Annotated in this window: 17 protein-coding genes; 11 read left to right on the forward strand and 6 right to left on the reverse strand. The window is 45.5% G+C overall.

Annotated elements, in window-relative coordinates:
- Position 1 precedes the first annotated feature (1 nt).
- The 8 genes from MKX36_RS05935 (at position 2) to MKX36_RS05970 (ending at position 7,851) form a co-directional block, all read left to right on the forward strand.
- Positions 2 to 130 carry a paeninodin family lasso peptide gene (locus tag MKX36_RS05935; protein ID WP_013369856.1) on the forward strand — a complete coding sequence of 43 codons (129 nt, stop codon included), beginning with the start codon at positions 2 to 4 and terminating at the stop codon, positions 128 to 130.
- 128 nt (positions 131 to 258) lie between these two features.
- Positions 259 to 1,314 carry a serine kinase gene (locus tag MKX36_RS05940; RefSeq protein WP_340864400.1) on the forward strand — a complete coding sequence of 352 codons (1,056 nt, stop codon included), beginning with the start codon at positions 259 to 261 and terminating at the stop codon, positions 1,312 to 1,314.
- On the forward strand, positions 1,301 to 1,603 hold the full coding sequence (locus MKX36_RS05945; RefSeq protein WP_174820644.1) for a lasso peptide biosynthesis PqqD family chaperone: 303 nt from the start codon (positions 1,301 to 1,303) through the stop codon (positions 1,601 to 1,603). The genes MKX36_RS05940 and MKX36_RS05945 overlap by 14 nt, the downstream gene beginning before the upstream one ends.
- A gap of 1 nt (position 1,604) precedes the next feature.
- On the forward strand, positions 1,605 to 2,090 hold the full coding sequence (locus tag MKX36_RS05950) for a lasso peptide biosynthesis B2 protein (protein WP_340864401.1): 486 nt from the start codon (positions 1,605 to 1,607) through the stop codon (positions 2,088 to 2,090).
- Positions 2,091 to 2,147: 57 nt separating this feature from the next.
- Positions 2,148 to 3,674, forward strand: coding sequence for a nucleotidyltransferase family protein (locus MKX36_RS05955; protein ID WP_340864402.1), 1,527 nt, complete (start codon positions 2,148 to 2,150; stop codon positions 3,672 to 3,674).
- Between the two features lie 20 nt (positions 3,675 to 3,694).
- On the forward strand, positions 3,695 to 5,566 hold the full coding sequence (locus MKX36_RS05960) for an ABC transporter ATP-binding protein (RefSeq protein ID WP_340864403.1): 1,872 nt from the start codon (positions 3,695 to 3,697) through the stop codon (positions 5,564 to 5,566).
- Between the two features lie 2 nt (positions 5,567 to 5,568).
- Complete coding sequence (locus MKX36_RS05965; RefSeq protein WP_340866078.1) at positions 5,569 to 5,784, forward strand: UDP binding domain-containing protein; 216 nt, start codon at positions 5,569 to 5,571, stop codon at positions 5,782 to 5,784.
- Between the two features lie 735 nt (positions 5,785 to 6,519).
- A complete protein-coding gene (locus tag MKX36_RS05970; protein WP_340864404.1) occupies positions 6,520 to 7,851 on the forward strand; it encodes an erythromycin esterase family protein in 1,332 nt (443 codons plus the stop codon).
- A gap of 215 nt (positions 7,852 to 8,066) precedes the next feature.
- On the opposite strand, the gene ku is transcribed toward MKX36_RS05970, so the two are convergent.
- Entirely contained in the window at positions 8,067 to 8,981 is a 915-nt protein-coding gene (gene ku / locus MKX36_RS05975) for a non-homologous end joining protein Ku (RefSeq protein ID WP_290402888.1), read from the reverse strand.
- Positions 8,982 to 9,189: 208 nt separating this feature from the next.
- Between ku and MKX36_RS05980 the strand changes: the two genes are divergently transcribed.
- Positions 9,190 to 9,429 carry a hypothetical protein gene (locus tag MKX36_RS05980; protein WP_016821216.1) on the forward strand — a complete coding sequence of 80 codons (240 nt, stop codon included), beginning with the start codon at positions 9,190 to 9,192 and terminating at the stop codon, positions 9,427 to 9,429.
- A gap of 53 nt (positions 9,430 to 9,482) precedes the next feature.
- Entirely contained in the window at positions 9,483 to 9,662 is a 180-nt protein-coding gene (locus MKX36_RS05985; protein WP_017426487.1) for an H-type small acid-soluble spore protein, read from the forward strand.
- A gap of 131 nt (positions 9,663 to 9,793) precedes the next feature.
- Here the strand turns inward: MKX36_RS05985 and MKX36_RS05990 are convergent, their stop codons facing one another.
- The 5 genes from MKX36_RS05990 to MKX36_RS06010 all read right to left on the reverse strand — a co-directional run bounded on the left by MKX36_RS05990 (position 9,794) and on the right by MKX36_RS06010 (position 14,326).
- Positions 9,794 to 10,450 carry a 3-oxoacid CoA-transferase subunit B gene (locus MKX36_RS05990; protein WP_013369865.1) on the reverse strand — a complete coding sequence of 219 codons (657 nt, stop codon included), beginning with the start codon at positions 10,448 to 10,450 and terminating at the stop codon, positions 9,794 to 9,796.
- Entirely contained in the window at positions 10,443 to 11,111 is a 669-nt protein-coding gene (locus tag MKX36_RS05995) for a CoA transferase subunit A (RefSeq protein WP_025364277.1), read from the reverse strand. The genes MKX36_RS05990 and MKX36_RS05995 overlap by 8 nt, the downstream gene beginning before the upstream one ends.
- Positions 11,112 to 11,148: 37 nt before the next feature.
- Complete coding sequence (locus MKX36_RS06000) at positions 11,149 to 11,889, reverse strand: acetoacetate decarboxylase (protein ID WP_031463089.1); 741 nt, start codon at positions 11,887 to 11,889, stop codon at positions 11,149 to 11,151.
- Between the two features lie 55 nt (positions 11,890 to 11,944).
- On the reverse strand, positions 11,945 to 13,129 hold the full coding sequence (locus tag MKX36_RS06005) for an acetyl-CoA C-acetyltransferase (RefSeq protein ID WP_016821208.1): 1,185 nt from the start codon (positions 13,127 to 13,129) through the stop codon (positions 11,945 to 11,947).
- 666 nt (positions 13,130 to 13,795) lie between these two features.
- Complete coding sequence (locus MKX36_RS06010; protein WP_016821206.1) at positions 13,796 to 14,326, reverse strand: cysteine hydrolase family protein; 531 nt, start codon at positions 14,324 to 14,326, stop codon at positions 13,796 to 13,798.
- 135 nt (positions 14,327 to 14,461) lie between these two features.
- On the opposite strand from MKX36_RS06010, the gene tsaE reads away from it, so the two are divergent.
- The gene (gene tsaE, locus MKX36_RS06015; RefSeq protein WP_016821205.1) at positions 14,462 to 14,941 is read left to right on the forward strand and encodes a tRNA (adenosine(37)-N6)-threonylcarbamoyltransferase complex ATPase subunit type 1 TsaE; all 480 of its coding nucleotides are present in this window, start codon (positions 14,462 to 14,464) and stop codon (positions 14,939 to 14,941) included.
- Position 14,942 lies beyond the last annotated feature (1 nt).

Below are 14,942 nucleotides of genomic sequence, written 5' to 3' on the forward strand. Positions count from 1 at the left end.
GATGAGTAAAAAAGAATGGCAGGAACCGACGATTGAGGTGCTGGATATTAACCAGACTATGGCGGGTAAAGGCTGGAAACAGATTGATTGGGTGTCAGACCATGATGCCGATCTGTATAATCCGAGCTAACGGAAGATAATTATACATGAGCCGATGTTGGGCTGAGATCCAGATAGCTTACTGATCACGAGCCGTCTTTATTTCATTCGGGTTAGGTTGGACCGGAAGAAATAAAGACGGAATTTTAAGAACAGGGAGTGAGTCCTATCGCGCATGACAGGAGTGCCCATAACAGTTGGGTGAAATATACAGCCTTTGGACTCAGGATTGCCAGTGAGCTGACTCTGCCTGAGCTGATCCCAGCAGAACCGGGATTGGTAGAGGATGTGGTCATCCGGCAGGTTGATTTGTCAGCATGGAGGGACCAACTGGAGCAGGCCAATTTTGTAATGCAGGGTGAACGCTTTATGTTCCTAATACCGGGCACGGCCATTTATGCCATCAGGGGAGGCAAGGAAATCGAGGTAAGTATGTTGCCAAGGGCTGATCCTGACACCGTGCGGTTGTTTGTACTGGGCACATGCATGGGTGTTCTACTGTTGCAAAAACGGGTTTTACCTATTCACGGAAGTGCGGTCGTCATCGGAGGTCGGGTCTATGCATTTGTAGGTGAATCCGGCACGGGAAAATCGACGCTGGCTGCTGCCTTTAGACAGGCTGGCTATCAGATGATCAGTGATGATGTGATTGCTATAAACGTGACAGCTTCCGCAGCCATCGTATATCCGGCATATCCGCAGCAGAAGCTGGGACTGGAAAGCTTGCTTCAATTGGAGGCATTACGGGAGAACAAGTATGTACGGCAAAGAAAGCATGTTCTTTCCCTAACTGACGGTAATCCTGTAAGGGCACAATACCAAGATTTGCGTAGGATTGCAGGTGAGCTCAATAAATATGCCGTGCCTGCTGTGGACGAATTTTATAACGATCCGCTTCCCCTGGGCGGTGTATTCGAGCTTGTGAGCGATTCTCCCAACCGTGAGTCGATGCGTGAAGGGGAGCCAGTGGTGGTTACGGAACAGCCCTTGAACAAACTGGAGTGCTTGCATACATTACTACAGCATACATATCGTAGGGCGATCATTCCGCGAATGGGTTTGGGTGAATGGTATTTTGATACAGCGGCTCGGATGGCTCGGAAAGTGGAAGGCTGGCGGCTGCTTAGGGACAGCTCCTTCTTTACGGCGTCCGAGGTTGTACAACGTGTACTTGAACTCATTCATAAGGAGGAAAAGAGTTATGGCAGCCATTAATCCAGCTAAGGATCATTATCGCATCACGTATGGTGAAGAGGTCTATGTAAGTGATATGGACGGAGAAAAAGTGATGATGAGTATTCATACGGGAAAGTATTATAATTTGGGCTTCACAGGAGGACGGATTTGGGAATTGGCAGAATTCAGCCCTTCAATTGAAGATATTGTAACTGTCCTGACGAATGAATATGAAGTGGACGAGGAACAGTGCAGACAGCAGGTGCATACCTTTGTAGCTGAATTGGAGCGGGAAGGATTGCTGAGGCTCCTGCGGGAGTTGAACTAACATGCGGATACAACGGCTTCTTCTCTTGTCTCCAGAGGTCAGGAGATTGTTGCCGGAAGCCTGGCTGGAGCTGGGATGCGCGAGATTTCGCCAGCGTCGTTCTTTTGGAGATTACTCAGGGGCTTGGGGAATATGTATGGAAGAAACCTCTTGGCAGTGCGAGGTCGGGCAGGAGAAGTCTATCCGTCACATTTCACAAGCTGTGGATGTAGCCAGCCGTTATACTCCTTGGCGCAGTAGCTGTCTTGTACAAGCCGCTGCCGCTATGACGTTGCTGGTACGCAGAAAACTGGACTGTACACTGTATCTGGGCACAGCCAAAAATGCTGCGGGACAATTGGCAGCACATGCATGGGTACGGAGTGGGCCGATCTATGTTACGGGAGAACGGGAGATGGGAGCGTTTACCGTGGTGGGAATATTCGGGAGACGTGCTGGGACAGCTACAAATACGAGGACAGCGAATAAAGGCAGTTCTCTGTTTTAGTTTTAGTGCGATATAAAAGAAACAAAGAACGTTCAAAGAATCGAAGGAGAAGAATCCATGACCACCAAGTCTATTTTGGAACTTGCGAATTGGAATGAGGATCAAGAATTAACGTTGTTACTCTCTCTACTTCGTAAAGACGTCAATCTATGGCAGAATACGATGACTGCTTCCCAGTTGCAGGAGATCGATTGGTCCCGCTTGCTGCGTCTGACAGAACACCATCGTGTGATACCTACGGTGTATCTCCAGCTGAAAACGTTGAATCACCCGTTCATTCCCGCAGAATTGCTGCGAAACCTTCAGGCGCAATATCATCGAAACACGCTGCGCATGCTCCATCTTCAAGCAGAAGCCGAGCGTCTGACCAGGCTGCTCACAGCTCATGGAATTCGTGTGCTGATGTTGAAGGGTCCTGCTCTGGCGCAGCAATTGTACGGGGATGTTTCCCTGCGTACCTCTAAAGACATTGATTTACTTATTGCCCCGGATGACATGGATGAAGCGGAGCACTGGATGAAGGAAGCTGGGTATGCGTCCAAAAGCGGAGAAGTGCGCGTCCTTGGCAGCTGGAAGTGGAAGGATCATCATGCGTCCTTCCTACATCCGCAAAAGAGGGTCGAAGTCGAGTTGCACTGGCGGCTTCACCCGGATGGGGGGCGGGAGCCCTCCTTTGATGAGCTTTGGGGCTGCCGGCAAATGGGTAAAGCCCCAGCAGTTCGAGCCAGTCAGATGGCACCAGCGACTTCTGCCGACAGCAGGAATGTGACGACATCCTGCATGTATACGCTTGGCAGCGAGCATCAATTTCTGTACCTCAGCGCACACGGAGCGCGTCACGGCTGGTTCAGACTGCGCTGGTTGGTTGACATCGACAGGCTTGCGGTACGTGCTGTCGATTGGGGGGCGCTACTGCCGCAAATGCGCCGTTACGGAGGCCTGCCCGCGGGCGGGCAGGCTTGGGCACTGGCCGCTGCGCTGTTCGGTACGCCGATCCCGGAGCCGATGCGTCCGATATCGGCTACCCGGCAGGCGCACAGGCTTGCGCTGAGCGCGCTGGCCTTTATGCAGGCCAGCGTCCCTGCGCCGTACCCGATTGCCAATGGGGCGGGTACAGGCAGACTCGTTCGGCCAGAGCTATTGCCTAACGTAGCTTTAACCGAGTCAATGAATACCGCCCCTTCGGATGGCGGTATTTCAGCTAACGGAACCTTCGGCGAAGCTGTTCTGTACGCCGTCAGTAGTGCTGCTGGCATATCGAAAGATGCCAGCAGCATCCTTGGTGACCCGGTGAATACAGTGAACACTGCTGTAAGTAGCCTTGCCAAGCCTGTAGGTGCTGCTACAGTCGCCTCCAGTCCAGCCATTGCTGGAGCTACAACAACAGCGTTTACTCCTCAACCGGTTAGCCGCGCTTACCTGCTTTCCTTAAAGGAGCCAAGACACAGACTATGGTATCTCATCAGCCGTTTGTTTCCTTCTACGAGGGATTCAGTCATTTGCCCACTGCCTCGCCAGCTGCATTTTTTGTATATTCCTTTACGTCCATTTCTTTGGCTAAAACGTCGATTTTCAAAGCACTAACCCGATAAGGAGTGTACATGATGACTCATCTGCGATTATATATGACCAAGCTGTATAGCGTGAACGGCGGGGCGTTATTTCTTAATATTGGATGTATGATGATCGTCAGTCTACTGGAGGGTGTCGGCATTTATATGCTTGTTCCTATGCTGGCGGCCATCGGCGTATTTGGCGGTCATTCAGAGATGCCATTTCTGTCGGATGGATTTGATTATTTTTTGCCGTCCATTCCTAAAAGCTGGCTGTTGCCGGGAATGCTAATGTTTTTCGTCATGCTGCTTACCGGGCAGGCTTGGCTTCAGCGTTACCAGTCCATTCTTAACTCACGGATTCAGCAGCGTTTTATGCGTTCCCTTCGAATAGACGTATACACTTCCTTTATGAAGGCGCAGTGGGCTTTTTATTTGCGTCAGCGTAAATCTGATTTTAGCCACGTGATGACGACCGAGCTGGCGCGTGTCAGTCAGGGAACGAATTTGCTTCTTCAACTGACCACGGCCGTCATGTTTACGCTAATCCAGATTGCGCTGGCTTTTTGGCTATCCCCTTCTTTAACCGGGCTGGTGTTTCTGAGTGGCTTGGTGTTGTTTGTCGTGTTCCGTCGCTCCATCCGAAATGCCAAACAATTAGGTGACCGTACCACTGAGCTGTCACAGATTTATTTTGCCGGAATTACGGATCATATGAACGGGATGAAAGATATTAAAAGCAATCTGCTGGAAGCAGCGAATATCCATTGGTTTCGCTCCCTGACGCAGCGCATGGAGGATAATACGACTCAGTTTGTCCGGCAAAATGCGACCACACAGTTTTTTCATCGCATAGCGGCAGCTGTTTTTGTCGTTAGTGTCCTATTTGTGTCGCTCCAGTGGCTGCATGTTACACCTGAAAAACTGATCGTGCTCGTCCTTATATTTTCCCGCTTATGGCCCAGGTTTGCCCTTATTCAAGCGAGCCTGGAATATATTATGTCTATGATCTCTGCTTTTGAGAGTGTAACCAAAGTGCAACGGGAATGCGAGGCTTTCTCAGATCCTTCTTTAATTGGGCTTACATCCTCTGAGAATCATGTCCCATTCGATTCATCCGTATATCATTTGTCATCTACATCTACATCTACATCTGCACGACAACCTCTATCCCTTCGTAATGGAATAGAATGCTGCCATTTGGATTATTGCTACGAGGGTGCGGCAGAGCCTGCCCTACGTCATATTAATTTGTTGATACCCGCCCGGGGAATGACTGCCATTGTAGGGAAATCAGGAGCAGGCAAAAGCACAATGGTCGATGTTCTAATGGGTTTTTTACGCCCAACGGGGGGACAGATTAAAATCGATGGTCATGTGCTGGACGACAAATTGCTGCCGCTGTGGCGGCAGTCGTTTGGCTATGTGTCACAGGACCCGTTTTTGTTCCATGCGACCGTCCGTGAAAATTTGAAGCTGGCCGATAAGGATGCTAGTGAACAACAGCTATGGGAGGCGTTACATTTTGCAGCTGCAGACAACTTTGTATCCAGACTGCCAGAAGGGCTGGACACAGTCATTGGTGATCGCGGGATTCGTCTGTCTGGGGGAGAGCGTCAACGGCTGGTATTAGCGCGGGCTATTTTGCATCATCCTCCTGTACTCATCCTGGATGAAGCGACAAGTGCACTGGATGGTGAGCACGAGGCTGCAATTCAGGCAGCATTGGAACGGATGAAAGGTCAAATGACGTTGATCGTGATCGCTCACCGCCTGTCAACGATCAGACATGCAGATCAAATTGTTGTTCTGGATCAAGGCGAGGTCATACAGCAGGGGAACTACCACCAACTGGTAGAAGAGGAGCGGGGGGCGTTCAGTCAGCTACTTTCGTATCAAAGCACTGTCAGCGCCGCCCCTTAGTCATAAGAGAGTCACCCTCCATAAATATACTAAAAATTTTGCAACAAAAAGGCGTTAATATTTTATATTCTGATCCTTATGTTCCAGAATATAAAGTAATACAAAGCTTCAGTTTGAAGAGTACTGAAATTAACGAGGTGAATTTGAAAAAGATGGATTGTGTACTTATAAGTACGAATCATGACATATTTGATTATGATTATATTTTTGAACATTAAGCTTAAAATTAACCCCGAGAAATATCGAGTGAAGGAAAGGGAGCGCTACCCTAACGTATAGAACAATGAAAGTTTTATCACAAAACTTATTATCAGGAAAACCAGCTGACAATTAAGCTTAACGCGAAGCGACGCAAAACGAAGGTTCGGGAGCTTACATATAAAAAAACGATCCAAGTTATGGGCTGAGTTAAGGGAATGATATAAGTTATGCACTCGAAGTCCCTGTTCAAAGTAGAAAAATGAAAATGTCTAATCCGTAAGCCTCACGGGGATCTTTTCACACAAGAAATGAAGACGATTTATAAAGACTTGATAAATGATTTTGAACTACGGAAAATGACAAAAAGCTAAATAACAACTCCCCTTTTCAACAAAAGGCGTGCATCGATATTAATATCGATGCACGCCTTTATTGATGGTACTGCACCATACTAACCGCACAGCTGTCATCTCTGTCATCAACATGTCATCATTTTCTTTGTGACATGTTGGCGCTGATCAATACGTTAGCGAGCATTGCATGTCACATGAAATAGTGAAGATTTGTAACTAGCTTAAATGATAGCGAGTGAGTGACAATTGGATTACTGAAGACGACCCAATATGCTTGTATGCAGAAAGAGTCGTACTTCAAAAAAATCCATGAGGTGAATGCCGAATTTTAAATTGATGGTTAAAGGGGACTTTTAGGGAATTTAGAAAAATAATAAGTAAGTATTTCAGGAGGTTTTTATGAAAAAGAAAATGATTATTGCACTTGGTGCTTCTGCTATAATGCTGGCTAATTTTGTAGGAAGTACTTATGCAGATTCGAAAACAGTAGTTCCTGTTACAGCTCCCTACAATACAAATCAAATAGCAGAATGGTTAGAAGCGCATGCAAAGCCTTTAAAAACAACGAATCCAACTGCACCTCTTAATGATTTAAAACCACTTAAGAATATGGTAGGTTCAGCTTCAATTGTAGGTTTAGGTGAAGCTACACATGGGGCTCATGAAGTTTATACAATGAAACACCGCATTGTTAATTATTTAGTATCTGAAAAGGGCTTTACCAACTTAGTTTTAGAAGAGGGATGGGACAGAGCTTTGGAACTTGATCGATATGTTCTTACTGGTAAGGTAAACCCAAGCCAACATCTATCACCTGCATTTAAGACGAAAGAAATGTTACATCTACTTAGTTGGATTCGGCAATATAATGCTAATCCAAAACATAAATCTAAAGTGCGTGTCATTGGGATGGATATTCAATCAGTAAACGAGAATGTTTATAATAATATAGTAGAATATATAAAAAGAAACAATTCAGATCTTGTGCCTAGAGTCGAAAAGAAGATAAGAGGGCTTATTCCTGTAACAAAGGATATGGATACCTTTGGCAGCCTTACGCAAAAGGAAAAAGAAAAGTATATTTCAGATGCTAAACAAATCAGTGCTTTATTAGAACAAAATAAAAGCTATCTAAATGGAAAATCCAGAGAGTTCGCATGGATAAAACAAAATGCCCGTATTATTGAACAATTTACTACAATGTTAGCGTCACCACCTGATAAACCATCCGACCTTTTTTTGAAACATGATATTGCAATGTATGAAAATGCGAAGTGGACTGAAGAACATTTAGGAAAAACCATTGTTTGGGGACATAACGGACACATTTCGAAAACAAATATGATTCCTTTTATATACCCTAAAGTAGCTGGGCAGCATTTAGCGGAATATTATGGGAAACGGTATGTATCTATTGGAACATCAGTTTACGAAGGGCAATATAATGTCTACAATAATGACGGTGAATTTGGCCCATATGGAACATTAAAATCAGATGATCCCAACAGCTATAACTACATCTTTGGACATGTCAAAAAAGATCAATTTATTATAGATTTACGTAAGACGAACGGAGTGACAAAAACTTGGTTAAACCAACAACATCCAATTTTCGCTGGAATAACTACGGAAGGCCCTGATATACCAAAAACTGTTGATATATCATTAGGTAAATCGTTTGATATACTTGTTCAAATTCAAAAAGTGAGTCCATCTCAACTACATCAATAAATTTGTAATAATGTGGCTCAAGAAGTGTAGTATTGATGGTAGTGTTAAGTGTCAATAGAGTTGATTAAAAATGTCAGTCATGTTATTCCATTAAAGGGTCATTAGATGGAATAAGTGTTTTCAAATTAAAGGGGATGTGGGGTAGAAACACATCGCATCCCCCCTAAATGAAAATTTTCTGTCTCTACATTTAGTTATTTCCTTTCCTGTAAAGCTCACGTATCTTTACGTTTAGCAGGGCTCCTTTTCTTTTTGACTGGAGCAGGAGAGATGGCGTCGCCTGCCACAGCTTGTTGTGCTGTCACGGCTGCTGGTTTACGCGCAGGACGTTTTTTCGCAGCAGGACCAGGATCGGTAACGACAGGCTTCACAGCCTCAATACTGGCTTGGAGGGCAGCCATTAAATCAACCACATTAGTCTGAGGCTGTGTTGGGGCAATTCGCACCTCTTCGCCAGCTACTTTATGCTGGATAAGATCCAGCAGACGCTCGCGGTACTGATCCGTATACTTTGCTGCATCAAAAGGGGTAGATAGCTGCTCAATCAACATTTTTGCCATGGTCAGCTCTTTCTCTTTAACCTCCTCCTGTCCAGGTAAGTTGGGAACTTGAGCAATGGGACGGATTTCGTCCGGGTAAAACATGGTCTCCACCGCCAAGCATTCATCCAGCACGCGAATGGCTGCCAGACTGCTTTTCGAGCGGATGGAGATTTGGGCAATCCCGATTTTTCCGGTATCCTTCATTGCATTCATGAGCAGCTTATACGCATTGGAGCCGGCCTGATCCGGGGACAAATAATACGTTTTCTGAAAGTAGATCGGATCAATTTCCTGTAAATCCACAAAGTCCAAAATCACGATATTTTTATCGGCTTGTCCGCTAACTTGCTCCAGTTCCTCCTTGTCGAACATGACAAATCTTCCTTTTTCATATTCGTAGCCTTTTCCAATTTCCTCCCATTCAACCTCCTTATCACAAACAGGGCACTTCCGTACATAGCTCAGTGGACTCCCACATTCCTTGTGAATATAACGCATGGAAATATCCTTGTCCTCAGTAGCTGAAAACATTTTAACTGGCACATGAACCAGCCCAAAGCTGATCGCGCCTTTCCAGACTGTATGCATACCGCCAGTCCTCCTTTTTTACCCGCATATTTCATATTTCGATTCCGGACACCCGGGCTGTGAGCATTTCCTTTTTCACTTAGTATGCTTCGCACAAAGGAATGTATGAGGTGCAAATGTAGGCTACGAATTGCTTTCACTTGCGCATGGTTTCGGTTTTATTGGTGAATGTTAAGTCATATCCGATTCAAAAGGAGGTACACCATTGATGCCTAGAAAACCTTATCCTCAGCAGATCAGTCATCGTGTGGGGCAAAGTCAGATTGCCTTTCGAGGGCCTGCTGCAGGCGAACAGGATGCATTGCCACCCGAGTTTGCTCTTTCACATGGAACGCCGCCGCCTTTTCCCGTAGCTGTCGCTCATGTGGATTTGGAGGCTGTAGTTTCAACTTCGCCTTCTCATAGCTTTCCTTCATTGGATGTGGAACGGATTATAGACGAAGACTAGGTGACCTATATTTCTAAATATTGCACAAAAACAAGGAGCAGGAGGAGAACAGTATGAATGTGGAACGAGCAAAAGCCATTTATGATTCAACCGAAACGATTGCCGTTCAATTGGATGGCAAACCGATTTGGATTGAGCATGTAGATGAAGCGAATGGTATGGCAACGATACAGATCGGCAGCAGACCCGGCAATACACAAACCGTTCGTGTGGATCGATTGGAAGAACAATAGGAGAGGGAATCCAACCTAAAAAGGCTCGCAATTGCTCAATGAGCAATTAGCGAACCTTATTTTATATAATAAGTGCGATTGGGGAGACAAGTTAAACGCAAGACAAGTTAATTTGAAGGTGGAACTGGTTTTTACACTGCAATGGTCTTCAAATGTGGAGAAACCATCAACTCAGCCTCTGTTGCCATTTGAACATCTTCCACCGACAAACCTGGAGCAATTTCCTTGAGCATCAGCCCTTTACCCGGAATAACATCGATGACACCCTTTTCGGTTACGATGGTCTTTACCACATTTACAGCGGTTAGGGGCAGCTTGCATTGTTTCAGTATTTTCGGCGCCCCATTTTTGTTCACATGCTCCATGGCTACAATCACTCTCTTGGCTCCAACCACCAAATCCATGGCTCCGCCCATGCCTGGCACCTTTTTCCCTGGGATCATCCAGTTTGCAAGGTTGCCTTTCTCATCGACCTCCAGGGCACCCAGAACGGTAACGTCCACATGCCCTCCACGTATAATGGAAAACGAAAGCGCACTGTCAATAAAGCAGGCTCCTTTCACGGTTGTAACGTAGTTTCCGCCTGAATCGATACAATCGAGTCTTTCTTTTCCCGGAGCTGCTTTGGGACCAACGCCGACAATTCCGTTCTCCGCCTGCAGCATAATATTAACGTTTTCGGGGATATAGTCCACTGCCATGGTAGGCAATCCTATACCCAGGTTGACCACTTCGCCGTCTTTGAATTCCTGGGCTATTCTTCTAATAATCAATTCTCTGTTATTCATTGTCTCCACCTACCTTTACAATCGCATCGACAAATATTCCAGGAACATTGATATGATTGGGGTCAATTTCACCGGCCTTAACGTATTCATCGGTCTGAGCAACTACATACTCGGCTGCGGTAGCCATCACCAAATTGAAGTTGCGTGAAGAGCCGTTGATGACAAGGTTCCCTGCTTCATCAGCTTTATGGGCTCTGATAAGCGCCACATCGGCTTTCAGCGGCAGTTCGAGCAGATATTCTCTTTCGTCAATTTTGATTTTCTTTTTTCCTTCCTCTACAATGGTGCCTACACCCACAGGGGTTAAAATACCACCCAAACCAGCACCACCTGCGCGTATTTTTTCAGCAAGCGTTCCTTGCGGGAAGAGTTGAACGTCCGCTTCTTTTGTCATCAAGAGCCTTCCTGTTTCGGGATTGGAGCCAATATAGGATGCGAAAATTCGCTTGACTCTTCCACTTTTTACAAGTCTATAAATAGATAATTCCGGTGTGCCTGTGTCATTGGAAATAATCGTAAGATTATCAGCGGAATTGGTGTCGACAAGCGCACGCACCAGCTCCTCCGGAATGCCTCCTTGCATAAAACCTCCAACCATCACTGTGTCTCCGTCTTTAATTTTCTTAACTGCTTCTTCAGCGGAGTTTACTTTTTTATTCATGGTTCTGTCTCCTTATCTATTTTTTAGGAAGCAAGCTTTATTGGAGATAATCGTATAGGACTCTTCCATATGGAAGTGTTAAATCGGCAATAAAATGTTTTCCGCCAACATAAGCTCTAACCGGCAAATCTGCCACCGGAGCGTTGACATGGGGGATCAGGCTTAATCTGGCAGGTCCTGACCAGGCGCCTTTTACAGTAATATCTTCGAGATTATACGCCACTAACTGAGCAATTTTAGGGGTACCGTCCACATCAGGAATTAATTTCAGATTAACTTGCGTTTTTGCAATGGCTTTAGCCGTTTCCTTTTCATCAAGAACGTTATATTTGAAAGGGGTGGTTCCCATGGCTACCAGGGCGTTATTATAATGCAAGGTACCCGTCAGCGTCTCTGTATCCTCAACGATCAGGCGAGGTTTCGCCCATTTTTTCGGAAATCCCCAGATTTCACGTCCCCCCAGAATAGCAGGTGCGTTATCCAGATACATTTGGGCAACAAAATTACACGGTTCTCCATTATAAGTACACGGAATGACAATGCCGCTTTCCTCATAGCTTCCTAAACCGGATGAATCGGGCATTTTGATCCATTCATAGGAAACCGTATTACTTCCATCCGGCTGAAGAGGTTCAGGGACCGCCTGTCTAATCGCCGCGGGATCGGATTCATAGGTAATAATAAAGAATTCCCGGTTGATGAACCGGCATGGCGGACGTCCATAACTACCACTGGCCGCAGGCATGGATTGGAGTGAAAGTACATCTTTTTGATTCATAGCGATCTCCCTTCCTTTTTAAGAGGTATTTCAACAATTATCTTGAACAAGCACTTTAAATGAGAGCATTTTCAACCAGCATGGCTATTCCCATACCCGTTCCAATGCATAACGAGACTACGCCATAACGTGAAGATCTGCGTACCATTTCATGAACCAACGTAACCAATACCCTAGCACCGCTTGCACCAACAGGGTGACCAATTGCGATCGCGCCGCCATTGACATTGACTTTCTCTGGATTAACTCCAAGCTCTTTTTGCACCGCTAGAGCTTGTGCAGCGAACGCTTCGTTAATTTCAAAGAGATCAATGTCATCTATAGACATTCCCTGTTTCTTCAGCAGTGACGAAATGGCTTTTACCGGTCCCATTCCCATATATGCAGGGTCAACACCAACAAGCGAGTAACCTTTGATATATGCCAACGGCTTTAACGCATGTTCCTTACATTTGTCTTCCGACACGACTAGCATAGCCGCCGCACCATCATTGATGCCCGAAGCGTTTCCCGCAGTAACCGTTCCGTTTTCTTTAAACGCAGGTTTTAACTGAGAAAGTTTTTCTTTCGTCGTATTTCCTCTTATGTGTTCGTCCTCTGTGAAATAAGTAGTTTCTTTTTTGTTTTTGATCATGACCGGAACAATTTGCTCTTCAAAAACCTTGTTGTTTTTTGCTTCGACAGCCTTTATCTGGCTTTCATAAGCAAATGCATCTTGCTCAAGTCTTGAAATTCCATATTTTTCGGCAACATTTTCGGCGGTAATTCCCATATGGTAATGGTTGATCGGGCATGTTAGGCCATCGGCCACCAAGGAGTCTACCAATTCACCGTTACCGAGCTTGTAGCCGTTTCTAGCATTTTTTAGCAGATAAGGGGCGTTCGACATGCTCTCCATGCCACCGGCCAAGACGATGTTTCCTTGTTCTGCCAATATGGAATCGTAAGCTAACGCGACGGCATGAAGTCCTGAACCGCAAACCGTGTTTATCGTTGATTCGGGTACATCAATGGGGATACCGGCTTTTAGTGCCGCCTGTCTGGCAGGATTTTGACCATTGCCCGCTTGAAGAACATTTCCCATAAAAATTTGATCAATCAAAGAAGGCTCTAATTTACTTTGCTGAAGGCATGCTGTCATCACGGTTGCTCCCAGTTCAGGAGCGCTCAGGGGGGCAAGAGCTTTATTAAATGAACCGACCGCTGTTCTCAACGGGCTTACTATAGCTACTTTTTTCATAAAAACTCACATTCCTTTCGCTGTGTTCAAGGACACACTACATCCATGACTGCACTTCCATTCGTAATTCCGGTCCTAACCTACGAAACGTAAAAACTGCAAGATACATTTACATGCGGGCATATCATGGTGCCTAAGACAGTGAGTATGACGGTCCGATCGCCTTCTTTCCTTTCTGGAAATTAAAACCAGAATTATCATAGTTCTAATACAGATTTTGCTCAATGTTCAAATCTTTACATAGATCCAAATACAGATGTTTATAGAGCCATATCGTCCACAATAAGTAGGTCATTCTAATGTTTTCTGTTAATTTCTTGATTTTTCTGAAAATAGTGATCAAAAATTGAATTTTATGTTAAATACGAAAGTGCAAATCAATCTGTGAAAAAAATTTCTTGGTAAATTTCATTTAGCTCATCGCAGGGGAAAACTCCCTCTATATGTAAATTCGCAACCGACTTATAGCATCTAAAAAAGCAAAGTAGGTTGCCAATCCAAATGAATACATTTGGAATTCGGATAAATATCAATCCATATATGTCTGGGCCACCTATAGCATTGACGTTATAACGTCAGTGTTTTTTTATTTGCTCGGGTGAACAAAAAAGAAGCCGACTGCTTGAAAGCAATCGGCTTGGAACGTAAAAATTTTACTTCAACAGCTCACGAAAAATGTACGTCTGCCGTCGTGAGCAAACGCGCAAAACGATTACCTAGCACTGCGTTGTGATGAGCTACGATTTGTTCGCCGCTTAGTACCTTGCTATCAAATGTACTATGCGCATCCGATACGAGCACGTTGTTCTGGTATCCCAGACTATAGGCACTTCGGCAAGTCGTGTCGAGACAAAATTCAGTCTGCATTCCGGCAATAATCAGCTGGCTTGCCCCCAATCCCTGAAGCACATCACGCAATTCAGTTTGGTAGAAGCTGTCCCAGGATGATTTTCGGACAATTCGTTCCTGAGGAAGAGGACGCACCACGTCTGCGATGGCCCAGCCTAGACTGTTTTCCCGGAAATCCTCATCCGCTTCATCGGTATGCTGCACGAAAATGACCGGTGTACCAGAAGCTCTGGCTTCGGTTAAAAGCTGCTGCAAATGCGCTACAACTTCCTGTTCACGATACAGCTTCTCATCATACATGAACATAGCCTGCTGAACATCAATCAAGAGTAAAACGGTTTGTCCCATCAGTTCGATTCCCTCCCTATGTGTAACACTTAACTTACAATAGCATGTCTTCATGCCTTGCGGCGACATAAGGTGAACTATATAATAAAGAACAAGTTGGAACGGTCCGATTCGGACGAAAGGTGATTAAAAGAGATGACAATTTCGCAGGAACAGTTTGTATTCCGTTCTGTCTCAGAGGCACAGACCGGGACATTAGCAGGCTTTTTGGCAGCCCAAGCGGTTCCCGGAACCGTGATTGTGCTGGATGGAGATCTGGGAGCGGGCAAGACTGCTTTTTCCAAGGCTTTTGCCAGCCATTTAGGGGTGCCGGGTATCGTAAATAGTCCAACCTTCACCCTCATTAAGGAGTACGAGGGCCGATTGCCTTTGTATCATATGGATGTATACCGTATCTCTCAGGACGAGGCGGAGGATCTGGGGCTGGACGAATACTTTTACGGGACTGGAGTATGTCTGGTGGAATGGGGTAGTATTATACCGGATATGTTGCCGAATCAGCGGCTTCACATGTATATAGAAACAACGGATGTAGGGGAGCGCTTGATTCACCTGACCGGGTACGGCGAGCCTTATGAACAATGGTGCCGCAGCTTGCGGGAGAATGGAGTTTGAA

The sequence above is a fragment of the Paenibacillus sp. FSL W8-0439 genome (assembly GCF_038008995.1).
GTDB lineage: Bacteria > Bacillota > Bacilli > Paenibacillales > Paenibacillaceae > Paenibacillus > Paenibacillus polymyxa.

What these genes read in the sequence shown, in the direction of transcription:
- MKX36_RS06005 (WP_016821208.1), bottom strand. Translation starts at nt 13,129, where the DNA reads ATGAAAAAAGTAGCTATAGTAAGCCCGTTGAGAACAGCGGTCGGTTCA.
- MKX36_RS06010 (WP_016821206.1), bottom strand. Translation starts at nt 14,326, where the DNA reads ATGGGACAAACCGTTTTACTCTTGATTGATGTTCAGCAGGCTATGTTC.
- MKX36_RS05945 (WP_174820644.1), top strand. Translation starts at nt 1,301, where the DNA reads ATGGCAGCCATTAATCCAGCTAAGGATCATTATCGCATCACGTATGGT.
- MKX36_RS05970 (WP_340864404.1), top strand. Translation starts at nt 6,520, where the DNA reads ATGAAAAAGAAAATGATTATTGCACTTGGTGCTTCTGCTATAATGCTG.
- MKX36_RS05960 (WP_340864403.1), top strand. Translation starts at nt 3,695, where the DNA reads ATGACTCATCTGCGATTATATATGACCAAGCTGTATAGCGTGAACGGC.
- MKX36_RS05980 (WP_016821216.1), top strand. Translation starts at nt 9,190, where the DNA reads ATGCCTAGAAAACCTTATCCTCAGCAGATCAGTCATCGTGTGGGGCAA.
- MKX36_RS05935 (WP_013369856.1), top strand. Translation starts at nt 2, where the DNA reads ATGAGTAAAAAAGAATGGCAGGAACCGACGATTGAGGTGCTGGATATT.
- tsaE (WP_016821205.1), top strand. Translation starts at nt 14,462, where the DNA reads ATGACAATTTCGCAGGAACAGTTTGTATTCCGTTCTGTCTCAGAGGCA.
- ku (WP_290402888.1), bottom strand. Translation starts at nt 8,981, where the DNA reads ATGCATACAGTCTGGAAAGGCGCGATCAGCTTTGGGCTGGTTCATGTG.
- MKX36_RS06000 (WP_031463089.1), bottom strand. Translation starts at nt 11,889, where the DNA reads ATGAATCAAAAAGATGTACTTTCACTCCAATCCATGCCTGCGGCCAGT.
- MKX36_RS05995 (WP_025364277.1), bottom strand. Translation starts at nt 11,111, where the DNA reads ATGAATAAAAAAGTAAACTCCGCTGAAGAAGCAGTTAAGAAAATTAAA.
- MKX36_RS05990 (WP_013369865.1), bottom strand. Translation starts at nt 10,450, where the DNA reads ATGAATAACAGAGAATTGATTATTAGAAGAATAGCCCAGGAATTCAAA.
- MKX36_RS05985 (WP_017426487.1), top strand. Translation starts at nt 9,483, where the DNA reads ATGAATGTGGAACGAGCAAAAGCCATTTATGATTCAACCGAAACGATT.
- MKX36_RS05955 (WP_340864402.1), top strand. Translation starts at nt 2,148, where the DNA reads ATGACCACCAAGTCTATTTTGGAACTTGCGAATTGGAATGAGGATCAA.
- MKX36_RS05950 (WP_340864401.1), top strand. Translation starts at nt 1,605, where the DNA reads ATGCGGATACAACGGCTTCTTCTCTTGTCTCCAGAGGTCAGGAGATTG.